The organism is Nocardiopsis sp. CNZ308, assembly GCF_004217075.1.
Map to the genome: position 1 here is coordinate 3,208,131 of NZ_SHKJ01000001.1, position 18,438 is coordinate 3,226,568.

Annotated in this window: 14 protein-coding genes and 1 pseudogene; 10 read left to right on the top strand and 5 right to left on the bottom strand. The window is 72.0% G+C overall.

Annotated elements, in window-relative coordinates:
- Positions 1-135: 135 nt before the first annotated feature.
- From EV372_RS14090 to EV372_RS14110, 5 genes and pseudogenes are all read left to right on the top strand, one after another.
- Positions 136-576, top strand: a complete 441-nt coding sequence (locus tag EV372_RS14090) for a hypothetical protein (protein WP_130396352.1) — start codon at positions 136-138, stop codon at positions 574-576.
- A 636-nt stretch (positions 577-1,212) separates the two neighbouring features.
- Entirely contained in the window at positions 1,213-1,662 is a 450-nt protein-coding gene (rplM, locus tag EV372_RS14095; protein WP_019610106.1) for a 50S ribosomal protein L13, read from the top strand.
- A 37-nt stretch (positions 1,663-1,699) separates the two neighbouring features.
- A complete protein-coding gene (rpsI, locus tag EV372_RS14100; RefSeq protein WP_017567323.1) occupies positions 1,700-2,209 on the top strand; it encodes a 30S ribosomal protein S9 in 510 nt (169 codons plus the stop codon).
- Between the two features lie 165 nt (positions 2,210-2,374).
- Positions 2,375-3,712, top strand: a complete 1,338-nt coding sequence (gene glmM, locus EV372_RS14105; protein ID WP_013156147.1) for a phosphoglucosamine mutase — start codon at positions 2,375-2,377, stop codon at positions 3,710-3,712.
- A 230-nt stretch (positions 3,713-3,942) separates the two neighbouring features.
- Positions 3,943-4,970 (top strand): annotated as a pseudogene (locus EV372_RS14110) (ROK family glucokinase).
- A 103-nt stretch (positions 4,971-5,073) separates the two neighbouring features.
- Here EV372_RS14110 and EV372_RS14115 read toward each other — a convergent pair.
- The gene (locus tag EV372_RS14115) at positions 5,074-5,664 is read right to left on the bottom strand and encodes a Uma2 family endonuclease (RefSeq protein ID WP_130396353.1); all 591 of its coding nucleotides are present in this window, start codon (positions 5,662-5,664) and stop codon (positions 5,074-5,076) included.
- A 202-nt stretch (positions 5,665-5,866) separates the two neighbouring features.
- On the opposite strand from EV372_RS14115, the gene EV372_RS14120 reads away from it, so the two are divergent.
- From EV372_RS14120 to EV372_RS29060, 5 genes are all read left to right on the top strand, one after another.
- Positions 5,867-6,640: an SDR family NAD(P)-dependent oxidoreductase gene (locus tag EV372_RS14120; RefSeq protein WP_130396354.1), complete on the top strand. Its 774-nt coding sequence runs from the start codon at positions 5,867-5,869 to the stop codon at positions 6,638-6,640.
- A 10-nt stretch (positions 6,641-6,650) separates the two neighbouring features.
- Entirely contained in the window at positions 6,651-7,415 is a 765-nt protein-coding gene (locus EV372_RS14125; protein ID WP_130396355.1) for a crotonase/enoyl-CoA hydratase family protein, read from the top strand.
- 633 nt (positions 7,416-8,048) lie between these two features.
- Positions 8,049-11,543, top strand: a complete 3,495-nt coding sequence (locus tag EV372_RS14130) for a bifunctional glycosyltransferase/CDP-glycerol:glycerophosphate glycerophosphotransferase (protein ID WP_130396356.1) — start codon at positions 8,049-8,051, stop codon at positions 11,541-11,543.
- 74 nt (positions 11,544-11,617) lie between these two features.
- Positions 11,618-12,628 (top strand): UDP-glucose 4-epimerase GalE, encoded by a 1,011-nt coding sequence (gene galE, locus EV372_RS14135; RefSeq protein ID WP_130396357.1) that lies wholly within the window; start codon positions 11,618-11,620, stop codon positions 12,626-12,628.
- 127 nt (positions 12,629-12,755) lie between these two features.
- Positions 12,756-12,893 carry a hypothetical protein gene (locus EV372_RS29060; RefSeq protein ID WP_019610113.1) on the top strand — a complete coding sequence of 46 codons (138 nt, stop codon included), beginning with the start codon at positions 12,756-12,758 and terminating at the stop codon, positions 12,891-12,893.
- 28 nt (positions 12,894-12,921) lie between these two features.
- Here EV372_RS29060 and EV372_RS14140 read toward each other — a convergent pair whose 3' ends face one another.
- From EV372_RS14140 to EV372_RS14155, 4 genes are all read right to left on the bottom strand, one after another.
- Positions 12,922-14,496: an NCS1 family nucleobase:cation symporter-1 gene (locus EV372_RS14140; RefSeq protein ID WP_130396358.1), complete on the bottom strand. Its 1,575-nt coding sequence runs from the start codon at positions 14,494-14,496 to the stop codon at positions 12,922-12,924.
- Positions 14,497-14,867: 371 nt separating this feature from the next.
- Positions 14,868-15,878 (bottom strand): TIGR03842 family LLM class F420-dependent oxidoreductase, encoded by a 1,011-nt coding sequence (locus EV372_RS14145; protein ID WP_130396359.1) that lies wholly within the window; start codon positions 15,876-15,878, stop codon positions 14,868-14,870.
- Positions 15,879-15,893: 15 nt separating this feature from the next.
- Complete coding sequence (gene hydA / locus EV372_RS14150) at positions 15,894-17,303, bottom strand: dihydropyrimidinase (RefSeq protein ID WP_130396360.1); 1,410 nt, start codon at positions 17,301-17,303, stop codon at positions 15,894-15,896.
- A gap of 11 nt (positions 17,304-17,314) precedes the next feature.
- Positions 17,315-18,157 (bottom strand): nitrilase-related carbon-nitrogen hydrolase, encoded by an 843-nt coding sequence (locus EV372_RS14155; protein ID WP_019610117.1) that lies wholly within the window; start codon positions 18,155-18,157, stop codon positions 17,315-17,317.
- Positions 18,158-18,438 lie beyond the last annotated feature (281 nt).

The window sequence follows — 18,438 nt, forward strand, 5'->3', positions numbered from 1 at the left end:
GGCGGCGTTCTGTGCGGGGGGCGCGTGCGGGCCCGAGGGCTGGCCCATGCCCGGGTGGCCGCCGGTGGGGGCCTGGTGCGAGGGGTGCCCGCCGGTGGGCGCCCGCATCGGCGCCTGGCCGCCGGTGGGGGCGCCGTGCGGAGGGAACGGGCCGCCGGTGCCCTGCTGCGGCTGTCCGGGGTGCGCGGGCGCCTGCTGCCCGCCGGTGCCCTGCTGCGGCTGCCCCGGACGCGCGGGGGCCTGGCCGCCGGTGGGCGCGCCCACCGGGCCGCCGGGGTAGCCGGGCGCGCCCTGGGGCTGCCCTGCCTGGCCGTACGGCGGGATCTGGGGGTTCTGCGGACCGCTCGGGGGCTGGGGCGGAGCCTGCGGGCCGCTCGGCCCGCCCTGGCCGCCGGGGTAGCCGGGCGCGCCCTGGGGCTGCCCTGCCTGGCCGTACGGCGGGATCTGGGGGCCGCTCGGCTGCGTGGGGGAGTGGTGGTGCTGCGGGTACGGGGGATGCTGGCCGGACGGGGGCGCGCCGTGTGTCTGCTGCGGCCCCGATGTGGGATGCTGGCCCTCGGCGTGGGAGGGCGATGACCCGAGCAGGTCCTGGCCGTCACCGGCCTCCGGTCCGACGGGTCTGCCGTCGGGACCGTACTGTGGCTGGTTCGGATGGGTACTGATGGGAGTCTCCGAGGGCTCTGGGGGTGGGACTGGGCCGCGGTCCACCGGCACGTGGCCTGGGCCGCGCGGTGCCGTCCGTTCCGGGTTCCCGTGGTGTCGGCGACCGTGACGGGCGTCTCCAAGGTCGCGTCGGTGCCCGTCATCACGGGAGCAGACCGGCCTTTCGGTGCAAGCGTAGCCAACGCGGGGGCGGGAACAGGACGAAGCACTCCCGGCAACGGGCATAATAAAAGACGGAGAGGTCACGGATGTGACCCCGTGCCGGTGTTTTCCCCGCCGAGCGCGGTCCGGCCGGTCCGCCCCGCCGCTGGCTTTGACCTGCGCGGCGGTGGCCAGGTAGGATATTCCGTCGTTGTGCGTTGAGTTGCCGTGGGCCCCGACCACCGGGCGCCGATCCACGCACCATCGTCTGCGCACTCACCATTCGGAGAGTCCTGTGACATGGCACGGGATATCCGGCCAGACGCCCCCGCAACCGCGGGTGTGTATACGAGTCCTCCATTCCCGCACGGGATGGGGCAGCCGACTGAAGAGCGAAGGCAAACGATCGTGCGCACATACAGCCCCAAACCAAACGATGTCCAGCGTCAGTGGCACGTTGTCGACGCTACCGATCTCGTGCTCGGGCGTATGGCGAGCCAGGTTGCCACGCTGCTTCGGGGCAAGCACAAGCCGTACTACGCGCCCCACATCGACACCGGCGACTTCGTGATCGTCGTGAACGCCGACAAGGTCGCCCTGACCGGCAAGAAGCTGGAGCAGAAGCGCGCCTACCGCCACTCCGGCTACCCGGGCGGCCTGCGCTCCGTCTCCTACGCCGACCTGCTGGAGAAGAACCCCGAGCGGGCCATCGAGAAGGCCGTCAAGGGCATGCTCCCCAAGGGCTCCCTGGGCCGCCAGATGGCCAAGAAGCTCAAGGTGTACGCCGGTCCGGAGCACCCGCACCAGGCCCAGCAGCCGGTTGCGTTCGAAATCACCAAGATCGAGCAGCCCGCCTAGGCGTTCGCAGACTTTTACAGAGAGCACGAGGAGAACCGTGGTCGAGCCCACCGGCATCGAAGACGTCGAGCAGGAGTACGTGGAGAACCCGGAGGAGTTCCCCTCCGAGTACACCAGCGAGTCCGACGAGAACGCCGCCGCCTACGTCCCCACCGCGTCCGGCCCCAGCGCCGGCACCGGTCGCCGCAAGCAGGCCGTCGCCCGTGTCCGCATCGCCCCCGGAGCGGGCGAGTGGAAGGTCAACGGCAAGTCGCTTGAGGCGTACTTCCCGGACAAGGTCCACCAGCAGACCATCAAGGAGCCGTTCGTCTCCCTCGGGTTCGACGGCGCCTACGACGTCTTCGCCCGTCTCGACGGCGGCGGCACCAGCGGCCAGGCCGGCGCCCTGCGCCACGGCATCGCCCGCGCGCTGGCGTCCCTGGACCCGGAGAACAACCGCCCGACCCTCAAGAAGGCCGGTTTCCTGACCCGCGACGCCCGTGAGGTGGAGCGCAAGAAGGCCGGTCTCAAGAAGGCGCGCAAGGCTCCCCAGTTCTCCAAGCGCTAGTGCTCATGCGCCGGCACCCGCTCGGCTGAGCTTCGGCCCGTACGCCGTTCCCACCACCGGGGACGGCGTACGGGCTTTCGGTTTTCCCGGTGGCTTGTCTGGGCCACCCTCGCTACTCCACCGGCGCCGCGACCCGGCGCCGTCTTCGAAAGGGGCTGTCCGCCTGTGGCTCGGCTGTTCGGAACAGATGGTGTACGCGGTGTCGCCGGTCGGGACCTGACCGCCGCCCTCGCGCTGGAGCTGTCCGTCGCGGCGGCGCGGGTGCTCACCCGCGGCGGCGACGGGGCGCGGCCCAAGGCCGTGGTGGGCCGCGACCCGCGCGCCTCCGGCGAGTTCCTCGAGGCCGCCGTCGTCGCGGGCCTGGCCAGCACCGGTGTGGACGTGGTGCGCGTGGGCGTGCTGCCCACCCCGGCCGTGGCCTACCTGACCGGCGCGCTCGGCGCTGACTTCGGCGTGATGCTCTCCGCCAGCCACAACCCGGCCCCCGACAACGGCATCAAGTTCTTCGCGCGGGGCGGCCAGAAGCTGGAGGACGCCCTGGAGGAGGAGATCGAGGGGATGCTCGGCGTGCCCTCCACCCCCGCCGTGGGCGACCTCGTCGGCCGGGTCACCGACGCCGACGACGGCGCCGAGCGCTACGTCGAGCACGTGCTGGCCTCGGTGCCCCACAGCCTCAAGGGCCTCAAGGTCGTGGTGGACTGCGCCAACGGCGCCTCCGCCCTGGTCGCGCCCGAGGCGCTGCGCCGCGCGGGCGCGGAGGTCGTGGCGATCGGCGACCAGCCGGACGGCCACAACATCAACGACGGGTGCGGCTCCACCCACCTGGAGGTGCTCCAGGAGGCGGTCCGCCTGCACGGCGCGGACGCCGGTATCGCCAACGACGGCGACGCCGACCGCTGCCTGGCCGTGGACGCCGAGGGCCGCGTGGTGGACGGCGACCAGATCCTGGCGATCCTGGCCACCGAGGCCAAGGAGGAGGGCAGGCTCGCCCAGGACACGCTCGTGGTCACGGTCATGTCCAACCTGGGTCTGAAGCTGGCGATGGAGCGGGAGGGCATCACCGTGGTGGAGACCGCGGTGGGCGACCGCTACGTGCTGGAGGAGATGAAGCGCGGCGGGTTCGGCCTGGGCGGTGAGCAGTCCGGGCACGTGATCCTGCTGGAGCACGCCACCACCGGGGACGGCGTCCTGACCGGCCTGCACCTGCTGGCCGCGATGGCCCACCGCGAGCAGGGCCTGGCGGAGCTGGCCAAGGTGATGACCCGCCTGCCGCAGGTGCTCGTCAACGTGCCCGACGTGGACAAGGCCCGCGCCAAGGACTCCGCGGAGCTCGCGGCGGCCGTGCGCGAGGCCGAGGAGGAGCTGGGCGAGACCGGCCGGGTGCTGATCCGGCCCAGCGGGACCGAGCCCAAGGTCAGGGTCATGGTCGAGGCTCCGGAGCAGGAGCAGGCCACCGCGGTGGCCGAGCGGCTGGCCGCCGTGGTGCGCTCCGCACTCGGCTGAGGGCGGGACTTCTTCGGGGCTCGACGCCCCGTGCTCGGGCGTCTCGGAGGCGGGAGCCTTCGGTGCCTGCCGTGCGGCGGCCCCTTCCTGGCGATCGCACGTCCGACACCCCCGGGACCCCGCCGACGCCCGAGCCTGCACGCGCGTCCGGGCACGCGGACGGCCGGGCGCGCGTTCTCATGTGTGGCTGACCCGCGGAGCGCGGGTCCGGGACGCTGGAGTTGGTCACGGTGGCGGACACGCGGTACGGGCACGCCCTGACGATCGGGGTGGACATCGGTGGGACGAAGGTGGCCGCCGGTGTGGTGACGCCCGGCGGGCGCATCCTGGCCCGGCTGCGCACGGAGACCCCCGAACGCAGCAAGAGCCCGGTGGTGGTGGAGGACACGATCGTCTCGGTGGTGCGGGAGCTGCGCCGGGAGTTTCGGGTCCGCGCCGTGGGCGTGGGCGCCGCCGGTTTCGTCGACGAGCGGCGGGCCAACGTGCTGTTCGCCCCGCACCTGTCCTGGCGCCGTGAGCCGCTGCGCGAGGCCCTGGCCCTGCGGCTGGGGCTGCCCGTGGTGGTGGAGAACGACGCGAACGCCTCCGCCTGGGCCGAGGTGCGCGCCGGGGCGGGCCGGGGCGTGGACAACGTCGTGGTGGTGAACCTGGGCACGGGCATCGGCGGCGCGGTCGTGCTCGACGGGAACCTGCACCGGGGCCGGTACGGACTGGCCGGGGAGTTCGGGCACATGACGGTGGTGCCGGGCGGACACCGCTGCGAGTGCGGGAACCGGGGCTGCTGGGAGCAGTACGCCAGCGGCAACGCGCTGACGCGGGAGGCGCGGGAGCTGGTGGCCTCGCAGTCGCCGGTGGCGGACGCCCTGCACCAGGCGGTGGGCGGCGACGCCGCGCAGATCACCGGGCCGCTGGTCAGTGAGCTGGCGCGCAAGGGCGACCGCGCGTGCGTGGAGCTGATGCGCGAGGCGGGGGATGGCTGGGCGCGGGTCTGGCCAACCTGGCCGCGGCGTTCGACCCGGAGCTGTTCATCGTGGGCGGCGGCGTGTCCGAGGCGGGGGATCTGCTGTTGGAGCCCGCGAGGGAGGCGTTCGGGCGCAACCTCACGGGGCGCGGCTACCGTCCCGAGGCCCGGGTGGCGGCGGCCGAACTGGGCAACGAGGCGGGCCTCATCGGCGCCGCGGACCTGGCCCGGGAGGCGTTGCCCCGGTGGCACCAGCGGCGCCGGCAGCGCCGTCTGGGGCGTTTCGGCAGGAGTTAGGGCAGGCGGCCCCGTCGGGAGCGGCGGCGCGCGGCCGGAGTGTGCCGTGCGCCATGCCGTTGTCGTCACGGTGTGGTTCTCCCGTGCGGGGCCGTCCGGGAGGTCAGTCCTCCATCGCGATCGCGGTGACGTCGATGTCGATGTCGAACGGCAGGTCCGTCTTCAACCGGTCGCGGACGATCGCCTTGGCCACGTAGCTCTTCGTGGTCTCGTCGAGTTCGTAGACGTGGATCGCCGTGCGCTCTCCCTCGTCCTCGACCCGCCAGAAGTGCGGGATGCCAGCCTCGGCGTACTTCTTCGGCTTGACCTCCCGGTCCCGGAACTGCGACTCGGAGGACACCACCTCGACCGCGAGGACGACGTCCTCCGGAGCGACGTGGGTGCGCCTGCGCCGTTCGGCGAGCGGTTCCGACGGTCGGCGGTAGACGACGATGTCCGGCTCCGGGCGCTGGTGCTTGCCCAGCTTCACCGTCATCTCCTGGATGACCGAGAACCCCTCAGGAGCGGCGAGACGGAGCTCGTGCATGAGGGTGTACATGGCTTCGCCGTGGAACCACGTGTGGGGGGACATCACGATGAGCGCTCCGTCGATGAGTTCCATCCGGGGCACTCCCGGGGGAAGGTTGTCCATGTCGTCGGCGGTCCAGCCGCCGGGCGGGGGCATGAACCAGTCGGGGAGCGGCTCAGCGGTCATCGAAACCTCCCGGGTCGATTCCTGAGCCCATGCTAATGCGGTCGTCATCGCCATGACAGGACGGTAGCGCTCCGTGACGACGGTGCGCGGAGGTTCCACGAAGAACTCCGGATTCCGGACGAAAGTCCTGTTCGGAGGGGCTACCCGCAATTAACCGAACCCGGTTCTAGTGTGGAGGTCGCATCCTCTGTAGAGTTCCGCCATGGATCTCAACGCAATCTCCGCCCTCGTCTCGGGCGGCGCGAGTGGCCTGGGTGAGGCCACCGCCAGGGAGCTCGCCTCCGCGGGCGCGACCGTCGTCGTCGCCGACCTCAACGCCGAGCGCGGGGAGGCCGTCGCCAAGGAGATCGGCGGTGTCTTCGTGCGCACCGACGTCTCCCGGGAGGACCAGGTCAAGGCCGCGGTCCAGGCCGCCGTCGACACCGGCAGGCCCCTCCGGGCGGCCGTGTCCTGCGCGGGCATCGGCTGGGCCACCCGCACCGTCGACCGCGACGGCAACCCCCACGACCTGGACAGCTACCAGAAGGTCATCCAGGTCAACCTCATCGGCACCTTCAACGTGCTGCGCCTGGCCGCGGCCGAGATCGCCAAGACCGAACCGGTCAACGAGGACGGCGAGCGCGGCTCCATCGTCAACACCGCCTCCCTCGCGGGCATCGAGGGCCAGATCGGCCAGATCGCCTACTCCTCCTCCAAGGGCGGCGTCATCGGCATGACCCTCCCGGCCGCCCGCGACCTCGCGGCCGTCGGCATCACCGTCAACACCATCGCCCCCGGCATCCTGGAGACGCCCATCTACGGCGAGGGCGAGGCCGCCGAGGAGTTCAAGCGGCGCCTGGCCGCGCCGGTGCCCTTCCCCAAGCGCCTGGGCACCGCAGAGGAGTTCGGCCGTCTCGCCCGGGCCCTGATGGAGATCAGCTACGTCAACGGCGAGGTCGTCCGCATCGACGGCGCGCTGCGCATGCCGCCGAAGTAGGGAGGGCACCGTGTCCGACGAGGTTCTCTACACCGCCGAGGACGGCGTCGCCGTCATCACCATCAACCGGCCCCGGGCCAGGAACGCGGTCAACGCCGCGGTCGCCGCCCGCGTCGCCGAGGCGCTCGACGACCTCGACGCGCGCAAGGATCTGAGCGTCGGCATCATCACCGGCGCGGGCGGCACCTTCTGCGCCGGGATGGACCTCAAGGCCTTCATGCGCGGCGAGGTCCCGCTGGTGGAGGGGCGCGGGTTCGGCGGCTTCGCCGAGCGCCCGCCGCGCAAGCCGCTGATCGCCGCCGTGGAGGGGTACGCCCTCGCGGGCGGGTTCGAGGCCGTGCTGGCCTGCGACCTGGTCGTGGCCGCCGAGGACGCCAGGTTCGGCATCCCCGAGGTCAAGCGCGGCCTGGTCGCCGGTGCGGGCGGCCTGCTGCGCCTCCAGCACCGCATCCCGCGCAACATCGCGATGGAGCTCGCACTGACCGGCGACTTCGTCGAGACCCCGCGCCTGGCCGAACTCGGGCTGGTCAACCGGGTCACCGCCAGCGGCGGGGCCCTGGAGGGCGCACGCGAGCTGGCGGCCCGCATCACCGCCAACGGCCCGCTGGCGGTGCGGGTGTCCAAGGAGGTCATCACCTCCTCCGGCGACTGGTCCACCGAGCGGATGTGGGAGAAGCAGAACGAGCTGACGGGCCCGGTGTTCGTCAGCCACGACGCCATGGAGGGCGCGGCGGCCTTCGCCGAGAAGCGCGCCCCCGTGTGGAGGGGCGAGTAGGCCCCCGGACGCCGTGCGGCGGTCGTCCCCCCGCCCGGGGGACGGCCGCCGTCCGCTGTCGGGGCGACGGGAGCCGGTGCGCGCCCGCGCCCCGGCCCCGCGGGAGTCCGGGGCTTTCAGGGGCCCTGACCTGCCGAGGACCCCGAACCGCCGTGAAGTGTCGTGTGTCACGGCCGGGAGTGACGGGATCCAAGGTGCGCAGCCGCCCCCGGGCGCACGGGCCGCGGACCGCCGCGGCGGACGCCCCCGGCGCGTTCCCGGCGGCCTCCGCGGCCGGGCCCTCCCGCGGCCGACACCTCCGAGGTGGGAGCGCTTTCGCGGGCGTGTGCCCCCGTCCTCGCGCCCGCGGACGAAGGGTTCGCCTCCCCCGCGCCGACCCGGCGGCCCCCTCGCAATCCCTTCCGTCCGGGCGGGGAGGAAGTTCACGTAATTCCAGACGGTTTGAAGTCATGGGTTAACCTGGGTTCTACTTTGCCCACCTTGTCCTGTCCTGTCAGCCGTTCCGTCTCTGCGGGCCGACAGGAGCGGGAGCCTGATCCACCCTCCCCCCACACCCGGTAGACCGGGCGCGCGCTGGCGCGACCTCCGCTGTGCGACGGGTGTGTTCGGATCCGCGGAGCCTTGGAGTCATTTGTGGTCGCACTCAGTGTCGTCGTACCCATCTACAACGTCGAGAGGTATCTCGACGAGTGCCTGCGCTCCCTTCAGGTGCAGACGTGGGACGATCTCGAGGTCGTGATGGTGGACGACGGGTCCCCGGACGGCAGCGCGGCCATCGCGGCCCGGTACGCCGAGCAGGACCCCCGCTTCCGGCTGATCCAGCAGGAGAACGGCGGCCTGGGCGCCGCCCGCAACACCGGCATCGAGCACGCGCGCGGCGACTTCCTGACCTTCGTGGACAGCGACGACGTGATCCCGTCCTACGCGTTCGGCTACCACCTGGAGAGCCTGCGCCGGAGCGGCTCGGACTTCTCCAGCGGCAACGTCCACCGCCTCAACGAGCTGGGCACGCGCCAGTCGCCGATGCACCGCAGGATCTTCCGCACCGCGAAGACCGGCACCCACATCACGCGCGAGGACACGCTCCTGGTGGACCGGCTGGCCACCAACAAGGTCTGGCGCCGCTCCTTCTGGGACAAGCACGGGATGACCTTCCCCGTCGGCGTCCTGCACGAGGACATCCCCGTGGCCATCCCCCTGCACTTCCTCGCCGAGTCGGTGGACGTGCTCTCCGCGCCCGTCTACCTCTGGCGCGAGCGCCCGAGCGACGACAAGTCCATCACCCAGGACCGGCTGCGCCCCCAGGCACTGGAGGACCGCGTCAGCGCGGTCACCAAGGTCAGCGACTTCCTCAGGGAGAACCAGCCGCCCCTCCAGAAGCGCCGGTGGGACGCGGTGGCGCTCGGCAGCGACCTGCGCCTCTTCCTCCAGGTGCTCGACCGGGCCGACGCGGACTTCACCCGGCGGCTCGTCGAGCTCGGCAACGCCTACCTGGACCAGGTGGACGACAAGGTGCTGCGCGACCTCCCCGCCATCGAGCGCCTCAAGTGGCACCTCATCCGGCAGCGCAAGGTCGAGCAGCTGCGCGAGGTCATCGTCTTCAACAAGAGCGCCGAGCACAAGAAGGCCAAGATCGTCCGGCACGGGATCCGCTACTACGCGGACTACCCGTTCAAGGACGACCCCGCCCAGGGCGTGCCGCGTTCGGTCTACCGCGTGCGCTCGGAGCTCAAGCTCCGCCAGAAGGCCGAGGAGCTCACCTGGGTCGACGGCAAGCTCGTCGTCGGGGGCCGGGTCTGCCTGAAGTACCTGCGGCCCAACAAGCGCCTCCAGCAGCAGGTCCGCGCCTGGGCGGTCAACGCCGAGGACGGCAGGCGCGTGCGGCTGAACACGACCACGCACCAGGCCAACGAGTTCCGGCTCGCCCCGACGGTGGCCACCTCCCGCAAGGACTGGGGCGGCTACCGGATCGTCATCGACCCCGCCGAGCTGGGGGACGAGGGCGACTGGTACGTGGAGCTGGGCGTGGTCAACCGCGGCTTCCGCCGTGTGGACCGCCTCAAGAAGCCCGCCGCTGCCGACGTCCGGATGCTCGGCCCCGAGCAGGTCCGGCCGGGCGTGTGGGCCCGCCCGCACTGGGTGGACGACTTCGAGCTGCGCCTGACCGTCGAGCGCCCGGCGGTCGTCCTGGACGGCTCCGCGGTCGAGGGCTCCTCCCTGGTCCTGAGCGGCCGGGCGACGGGAACCCCGGCCGAGGGCCTGAGCGCCTACGTCCAGCGCTTCCCCGGCGACGTCGAGGTCCCGGCGAAGGTGGAGACCGACGGCGCGTCCGTGCGCGTGCTCGCCGACCTGGCCGCCCTCACCGACGGCTACCAGGACAGGGACGCCATCGCGGGCAGCGATCCCTACGAGGACTGGTCGGTCCACCTCAGGGACGGCTCCGGCCGCTCCCGGTGGATCCCCTTCGCCGAGGGCGGACCCGAGGGCCGCTACGCGCACTCCGGCCTGAGCGTGCGGGTGCTCTCCGACTTCGCCGGGCGGACCAGGGTCCGGGTGGAGCGGCCCCAGCCCCTGCTCACCGCCGTCTCCTGGGACGACGACGTCCTCAACCTGCGGGGCGACTTCCCCGAGACCCCCACGGGAGAGCTGTCCCTGGTGGTCAAGGCCGTCGGCCGGATGGAGGAGCACCTGTTCCCGGTGGAGGCCGCGGACGGCCGGTTCTCGGCCGTCGTCCCGCCCACCGCGATCCCCAACTTCGGCACGAAGGTGCCCCTCACGCCCGGCAACTACCGCTTCCTGCTGCGCACCGCCACCGGCGACAACCAGTGGGACGACCGCCGGATCGGCTTCTCGCGGGAGCTGCGCACCGCCAAGTTCCCCGCCCCCGAGAAGGAGGGCGGTTTCGACCTGGAGCTCAAGCCGGACGGCCGCGGGTGGCCCGTGCTGCGCCTGGGCTCGGTGCTGCGTCCGGAGGAGCAGGGGTCCTACGCGCAGCAGGTCCTGCGCGAGGAGGTCTACCCCAAGCTGCGCCGCAAGCCGGTGCAGCCCGGCATCGTCTTCGACAGCTACACCGGCAAGCAGTTCTCCGACAGCCCGCGGGACATGTACGAGGAACTGCGGCGCCGCGGCGTGGAGACGCCGATGTCGTGGATGGTGCGCAACCGCCAGATCACCCTGCCCCCGGGGCTGACCGAGGTCCGGCACACGAGCCGCGAGTACTTCGAGGCGCTGGCGCGCTCGGAGTTCATCGTCTCCAACGCCCACCTGCCCATGTGGTTCGAGAAGCAGCCCGGGCAGAAGGTCGTGCAGACCTGGCACGGGTCGATGCTCAAGCGCATCGGCTTCGACATCGAGCACGTCCAGTTCGCGGGCCGCAACTACCACGACCGGCTCCGGCACGAGACCAACCAGTGGGACTACCTGGTCTCCCCGAGCCCCTGGGCGACCCCGATCCTGCGCCGCGCCTTCGGTTTCGAGAACGAGATCCTGGAGACGGGCTACCCGCGCAACGACATCTTCCACCGCCCCGAGCGCGAGGCGGTGACGGAGGCGGTCCGCGAGCGCCTGGGCCTGCCGGAGGGCAAGAAGGTCATCCTCTACGCGCCCACCTGGCGCGACGACAAGTTCTACTCGGTCGGCAAGTACAAGCTGGACCTGCACCTGGACCTGCGGCGGCTGTACGACGCCCTCGGCGACGACCACGTGCTGCTCTTCCGCAGGCACCCCAACATCGTCGACCGGGTGCCGAACGTGGGCAAGGACTTCGTCTTCGACGTCTCGGCCTACCCCGAGATCCAGGAGCTGTTCCTGGTCACGGACATCCTCATCACCGACTACTCGTCGCTGATGTTCGACTTCGCCAACACCGGCCGCCCGATGCTGTTCTTCACCTACGACCTGGAGGAGTACCGCGACAGCCTGCGCGGGTTCTACTTCGACTTCGCCGAGACCGCCCCGGGCCCGCTGCTGCGCACCTCCGACGAGGTCATCGACTCGATCCGCGACATCGACGGGGTCCAGGAGGCCCACAGGGAGCGGTACGAGGCCTTCGTGAACCAGTTCTGCCCCCTGGACGACGGCAAGGCCGCGGCCCGGGTGGTCGAGCAGGTCTTCGGCAAGCTCCTCTGAACCGGGCGGGTTCGGGGGAAGGCAGGGGCCGCGCCGTCCGGCGCGGCCCCACGACAGGGAGGGTGAAGAGGGCCTTGAGGATTCTGCTCACCGGAGGAGCCGGGTACATCGGCTCCCACACGGCGGTCGAGCTGGTCGCGCGCGGACACCAGGTGGTCGTCCTGGACAACCTGGTCAACAGCAGCGAGGAGGCCGTGCGCCGGGTCGAGAAGATCACCGGCGCGCGGATCCCGTTCGTGCGGGGCGACTGCACCGAGCGGGGCGTCGTCGAGCGCGTCCTGGTGGAGCACGGCATCGAGGCCGTGGTGCACTTCGCCGGGCTCAAGGCGGTGGGGGAGTCCGTCAGCCAGCCGCTGCGGTACTACCGCAACAACCTGGACGCCCTGCTCACGCTCGCCGAGACGATGGACCGCGTCGGAGTGCGCGACCTGGTGTTCAGCTCCTCGGCCACCGTCTACGGCGACCCCGACACGGTGCCGATCGCCGAGGGGAGCGCGCTGCGGGTGACCAACCCCTACGGCGCGACCAAGCTGTTCGGCGAGAGGATCCTGGAGGACCTCGCGGTGAGCGCGCCCGACTGGCGGATCACCGTGCTGCGGTACTTCAACCCGGTCGGCGCACACTCCAGCGGCCTGATCGGGGAGGACCCCAACGACATCCCCAACAACCTCTTCCCCTACATCTCCAAGGTCGCCGCGGGCAGGCTGCCCGAGCTGACGGTCTTCGGCGACGACTACGACACCGCGGACGGCACGGGGGTCCGGGACTACCTGCACGTGGTGGACCTGGCCCGGGGGCACGTCGCGGCGCTCGACCACCTGGCCTCACAGAAGGGGCTCAGGGCCTTCAACCTGGGGACGGGGAGGGGCACCTCCGTCCTGGAGGCGATCCGCGCCTTCGAGGCGGCCTGCGGCCACACCATCCCCTTCCGGGTGGGGCCGCGCCGCGACGGCGACATCGCCACCTGCTTCGCCGACCCGGGCCTGGCCAACCGCGAACTGGGCTGGAGGGCCGAGCACACGGTGGCCGAGGCCTGCGCCGACGCCTGGCGCTGGCAGTCGGCCAACCCCGACGGCTACAGGTGACCCCGCGGAGCGCGGAGTGGGGCCGCCCTCCGCGCTCCCGGGCCGCCGGTGCGCCCCTCCGCCGGGACAACCTTCTCCAGGCGCCGAGCGTCGATGAGACGATGCCAAAGGAAGGGCAGAGCCGGGCATGGAACACGACTGGGACGAAGAGCTCGAAGAGTACGAAGAAGGCGAAGAGCACTTCTACGACGATGAGGGCGCCTTCGGCGTCGGGCTCCCGCTGACGGCCGGGTCCGCCCACGAGGAGTGGACCCGGCGGGACTGACCCCGGGGGACCCGTCACCGGGGCCCGCTCAGCCGGCGGCGGCCCCCTCCGTCCTCCTCGCGGCCCGCTCCCCGGCGTCCCGGTGGGGCAGGAGCACACCCAGGCCCCAGTGCAGCAGCAGGCCGCTGGTCAGCCCCACGAGCCACCCGTAGTCCGCCAGCGGCGCCAGGAACGGGATCAGGCCCTCGGCCGGGAAGGGGCCCGAGCCCTCGGGGGAGTGCGAACCGCCCACGGCCAGCACCGAGCCGACGCCGAAGGCCACCAGGGCGCGCCAGTTCCACCCGTGCCGGTACCAGTACTCCGAGCCGCGCTCGTACAGCGCGGGCAGGTTCATCCGCGTGCGGCGCAGCAGCCAGTAGTCGGCGAGCAGGATGCCCGCCACGGTGCCCAGGAGGCCGCCCACCGTGCCCAGCCAGGTGAAGATGTAGACGCTCTCGTTCTCCAGCAGCCGCCACGGCATGATCAGCACGCTGAGCACGCAGGTGGTGATCGCACCGGCGCGGAAGCTGATCAGCCGGGGCCTGAGGTTGGACAGGTCGTAGGCCGGGCCGACCAGGTTGGCCGCGATGTTGGTGGAGACCGTGGCCAGCAGCACGACGAAGACCGCGAAGAGCAGGCCGATCCCGCTGTCCATCCGCGCCACGACGTCGATCGGGTTCCACAGGGGTTCGCCGTAGACGGCCGCGGTGCCCGCCGTGACCATGACGGCCAGCAGCGAGAACAGCGTCATCGTGGTGGGCAGGCCCAGCGACTGGCCCACCACCTGGGCGCGCTGGGAGGACGAGAAGCGCGTGAAGTCGCTGATGTTGAGGGTCAGGGTCGCCCAGTAGCCGATCACGCCCATCAGCGACGGGAAGAACAGCGTCCAGAAGGAGGGCCCCCAGTCCAGGGGCTCGCCCGAGTCCAGGGACAGCATCGGGCCCAGGCCCCCGGCCTCCACGGCCATCCAGGCCAGCAGCGCGACGCCGCCGAGGATCATCAGCGGCGCGGCCCACACCTGGGTCCGGCGCACGCCCTCCATACCCCACAGGATGATCGCGAGCTGGGCGACCCAGAACAGGCCGAAGGACAGCCACAGCGTCCACGGCTGGCCGCCCAGCGCCGCCGCTCCCGTCCACCCGTCGCCGAGCAGGCGCCCGAGCAGGACGTACACCCCCTGGCCGCCGACCCAGGTCTGGATGCCGTACCAGCCGCAGGCGACCGCGCCGCGCAGCAGCGCGGGCAGGTTGGCGCCGCGCAGGCCGAAGGAGGCGCGCGCGAACACCGGGAAGGGGATGCCGTACCTGGCGCCCGCGTGGCCGGTCAGCACCATGGGCAGCAGGACGACGAGGTTGCCCAGGACCACGGCGAGCATGGCCTGGCGCCAGTCCATGCCCGCCGCGATCAGGCCGCTGGCCAGGGTCCAGGCCGGGATGCTGACCGACATGCTCACCCACAGGGCGCCGAAGCTGCCGGTGCCCCAGGTGCGCCGGGACATCGGGACGGGCTGGAGGTCGGCGTTGACGTAGGGGCCCTCGGGCAGGGAGGTCCCCTCGGTGAGGGACACCCGGCCGTCGGGGTGGGTGACGGTGGCGGGTTCCGCCGGGGTCGGGCTGTGGGTCACGGGTCACCTGGTCTCGGTGGGCGGACGGGGAGGGCGGGGGATACGAGCGCTGCCGGACCCACCGGGGAAACTCCGGGGAGGGCGGCGAAAAGTCCGGATTCGTTCCGGGCCGCCGAATATCCTCGCACGTCACAGGGCGCACAGGTGTCGTGGGCGGGTCGGGAGGGTTACCACGGGTCCGCGCGGCCCCAAGGGACGCGCCCGTGTGGTGGGGGACCGCCCGGACGCCCGTCCGGTCCGGGCGGTCCCCGACCGGTGCGCCGGTCCCTGGCCGCGGTCCTCGCCGGGCCCCGCCCCGCCCCTGCTCAGCGCCCTGAGGACGGGGCCGCCGCGGCGCTGTCGCCCGTGCCCCGGCGGCCCCGTGGCGCGGGTCAGGACACGGCTGGGACGACGTGGCGCCCGTAGGCCTCGATGACCCCGTCCACGTCGTCGTGCATCGCGTACACCGCGAACTGGTCCACGCCCGCCTCCCGGAGCCGCTCCAGCTTCTCCACGTGCTCCTCCACCGGCCCGACCAGGCAGAACCGGTCGACGATGCCGTCCGGGACGAACGCGGTGTCGGGGTTGTCCGCCCGGCCGTGGTGGCTGTAGTCGTAACCCCGCCGGGCCCTGACGTAGTCGGTCAGCTCCCGCGGGACCGCGTCGGAGGAGTCGCCGTAGCGGGCGACCAGGTCGGCCACGTGGTTGCCCACCATCCCGCCGAACCAGCGGCACTGCTCCCGCGCGTGGGCCAGTCCCCGCGCGGAGCCGTCGGTGACGTAGGCGGGCGCCGCCACGCACACCGTCACCGCGTCGGGGTCGCGCCCGGCGTCGGCCGCGGCCGTGCGCACCGCCCTGACCATCCACTCGGTCAGGTAGGGGTCGGCCAGCTGGAGGATGAAGCCGTCCGCCTGGCGGCCCGCCAGATCCAGGGCCCGGGGTCCGTAGGCGCCCATCCACACGGGCAGGGCGCCGTCGCGCACCCACGGCAGGCGCAGGGCCGCGCCGTCCACGTCGGCCTCCCGGCCCTCGGCCAGGTCCTTGATCGCGCGCATCGCCCGGGACAGGCGTTCCAGGGTGGCGGGACGGCGGCCCGCCACCCGCATGGCCGAGTCGCCCCGGCCGATCCCGCACACCGTGCGGTTGCCGAACATGTCGTTCAGGGTGGCGAACAGGGAGGCGGTCACCTCCCAGGCGCGCGTGCCCGGGTTGGTCACCATGGGCCCCACGACCAGGCCGCTGGTGCGCTCCAGGATCCGGCTGTAGACGACGAAGGGCTCCTGCCAGAGCACGACCGAGTCGAAGGTCCACCCGTGGGTGAAGCCGTACCCCTCCGCGCGCACCATCCGCTCGACCAGCAGGTCGGCGGGCGGGTCGGTCTGGAGGACGAGTCCGATGTCCATGTGCTGCCCTCTCGTTCAGACCAGGTACTGGCAGGTGGAGCGGGGCACGTACCGGCCGTGCCCCGCCTCGCCCAGGTAGGCGCCGCGGTCCACCACGACCCGGCCGCGCGAGAGCACGGTGCGGGCCCGGCCGGTGACCCGTCTGCCCTCGTAGGCCGAGTAGTCCACGTTCATGTGGTGCGTCTGGGCCGACAGGACCTGTTCGGCGCGGGGGTCGTAGACCACGATGTCGGCGTCCGAGCCCGGGCAGATCGTGCCCTTGGCCGGGTACAGGCCGAACATGCGGGCCGGGGCGGCGCAGGCGATCTCGATCCACCGGCGTCTGCCGATGCGGCCCTCCACCACGGCCTGGTGCAGCAGGTCCATGCGGTGCTCGACCCCCGGCATGCCGTTGGGGATCCTGGAGAAGTCGCCCCGGCCCAGGTCCTTCTGCCCGGCGAAGCAGAACGGGCAGTGGTCGGTGGAGACCACGGACAGGTCGTTGGTGCGCAGCGCCCGCCACAGGTGCTCCTGGTGCTCCCGGGGCCGCAGAGGTGTGGAGCACACGTACTTGGCGCCCTCGAAACCGGGCTCGGCGAGGTTGTCGGCGGACAGGAACAGGTACTGGGGGCAGGTCTCGCCGAACACGTTGAGCCCCATCCCGCGCGCCCGGGCCAGCTCCTCCACCGCCTCCCGGGCCGAGACGTGCACCACGTACAGCGGCGCGCCCGCCACCCGGGCGAGCTGGACGGCGCGGTGGGTGGCCTCCGACTCCAGCAGGGCCCTGCGCACCTCGCCGTGGTACCTCGGGTCGGTCCTGCCCTCGGCCAGGGCCTGCTCGACCAGCACGTCGATGGCGATGCCGTTCTCGGCGTGCACCATGGTCAGCGCGCCGTTGGCGGCGCCGCGCTGCATGGCCCGCAGGATCTGGCCGTCGTCGCTGTAGAACACGCCCGGGTAGGCCATGAACAGCTTGAACGAGGTCACGCCCTCGTCGACGAGGGCGTCCATCTCCCTGAGCGAGGACGCGTTGACGTCGGAGAGGATCGCGTGGAAGGCGTAGTCCACCGCGCAGTTGCCCTCGGCCTTGGCCATCCACGCGTCCACGCCCGCGCGCACCGGCTCCCCGGGCCGCTGGATGGCGAAGTCGACGATCGTGGTGGTGCCGCCCCAGGCGGCGGCCCGGGTGCCGGTCTCGAAGGTGTCGGATGAGAAGGTGCCGCCGAAGGGCATCTCCATGTGGGTGTGGCCGTCCACCCCGCCGGGGACGACGTAGTGTCCGGCGGCGTCGATGACCTCGGCGCCGCTGTCGGCCCAGGAGCGGGCTGCGTCGCTGCCGCGCAGCGCGAGCGCGGCCACCCTCTCGCCCTCCACGAGGACGTCGGCCTCGGTCTCCTCGGCCGCGGTGACGACCAGGCCGCCGCGGATGACGGTGCGTCGTGCCATGCCGCGCCCCCTCAGCCCTGGACCAGCGGGCCGTAGGCGTCGGGCCTGCGGTCGCGGTAGAAGGCCCACTGCCGGCGGACCTCGTCGACCAGGTCCAGGTCCAGGTCGCGCACGACCAGCTCGGCGGAGGTGTCGGAGGCGACGTCGCCGACGAACTGCCCGCGCGGGTCGGCGAAGTAGCTGGTGCCGTAGAAGTCGTTGTCGCCGTACTCCTCCACGCCCACGCGGTTGATCGCGGCGACGAAGTAGGCGTTGGCCACGGCCGCCGCGGTCTGCTCCAGCTTCCACAGGTGGGCGGACAGGCCGCGGCTGGTCGCGGACGGGTTGTACACCAGCTGTGCTCCGGCCAGCCCCAGGGCCCGCCAGCCCTCGGGGAAGTGGCGGTCGTAGCAGATGTAGACGCCGATGCGCCCGGCGGCGGTGTCGAAGACCGGCCAGCCGAGGTTGCCGGGGCGGAAGTAGTACTTCTCCCAGAAGCCGTGGACCTGCGGGATGTGGTGCTTGCGGTACTTGCCGAGGTAGCTGCCGTCGGCGTCGACGACCGCGGCGGTGTTGTAGTAGAAGCCGGGGGACTCCACCTCGAAGACCGGCAGGACCATGACGATGCCCAGTTCCCTGGCCAGGGCCCTGAAGCGGGTGACGGTGGGGCCGTCGGGCACGGCCTCGGCCCAGCGGTGGTGCTCGGGGTCCTGCACCTGGCAGAAGTAGGGGGCGTTGAACACCTCCTGGAAACCGATCACCCGCGCGCCCTGTGCGGCGGCGTCGCGCGCGTGCTCCTCGTGGACGGCGAGCATGGATTCGGTGTCGCCCGTCCATTCGGTCTGGACGAGTGCGGCACGGACGTTGTGCGGCATGTGTTCCTCGTTCCTGCGTGTGCGCCGCCGGGGCGGGCGAGAACGGTTGTTACGTCCGCGTATGTCCTGCTGGCACGGTGGTGCGAGCGGGTGGTGCGCGTGCCGTCGCACCTTAGGTAACGTCGAATGGCCGGTCAATGTCCGACATCCGCGTTCTCCGCGCGCGACCGGGTGAAGGAATTGCGCGATCATGCCCTTGCGGGGCGCGATGTCCTTTCTGTGACATGGAGAATTCGGAGGAAAGGACATGTTTTCCGGCTTTTTCCCGCTGAATTTCGGAT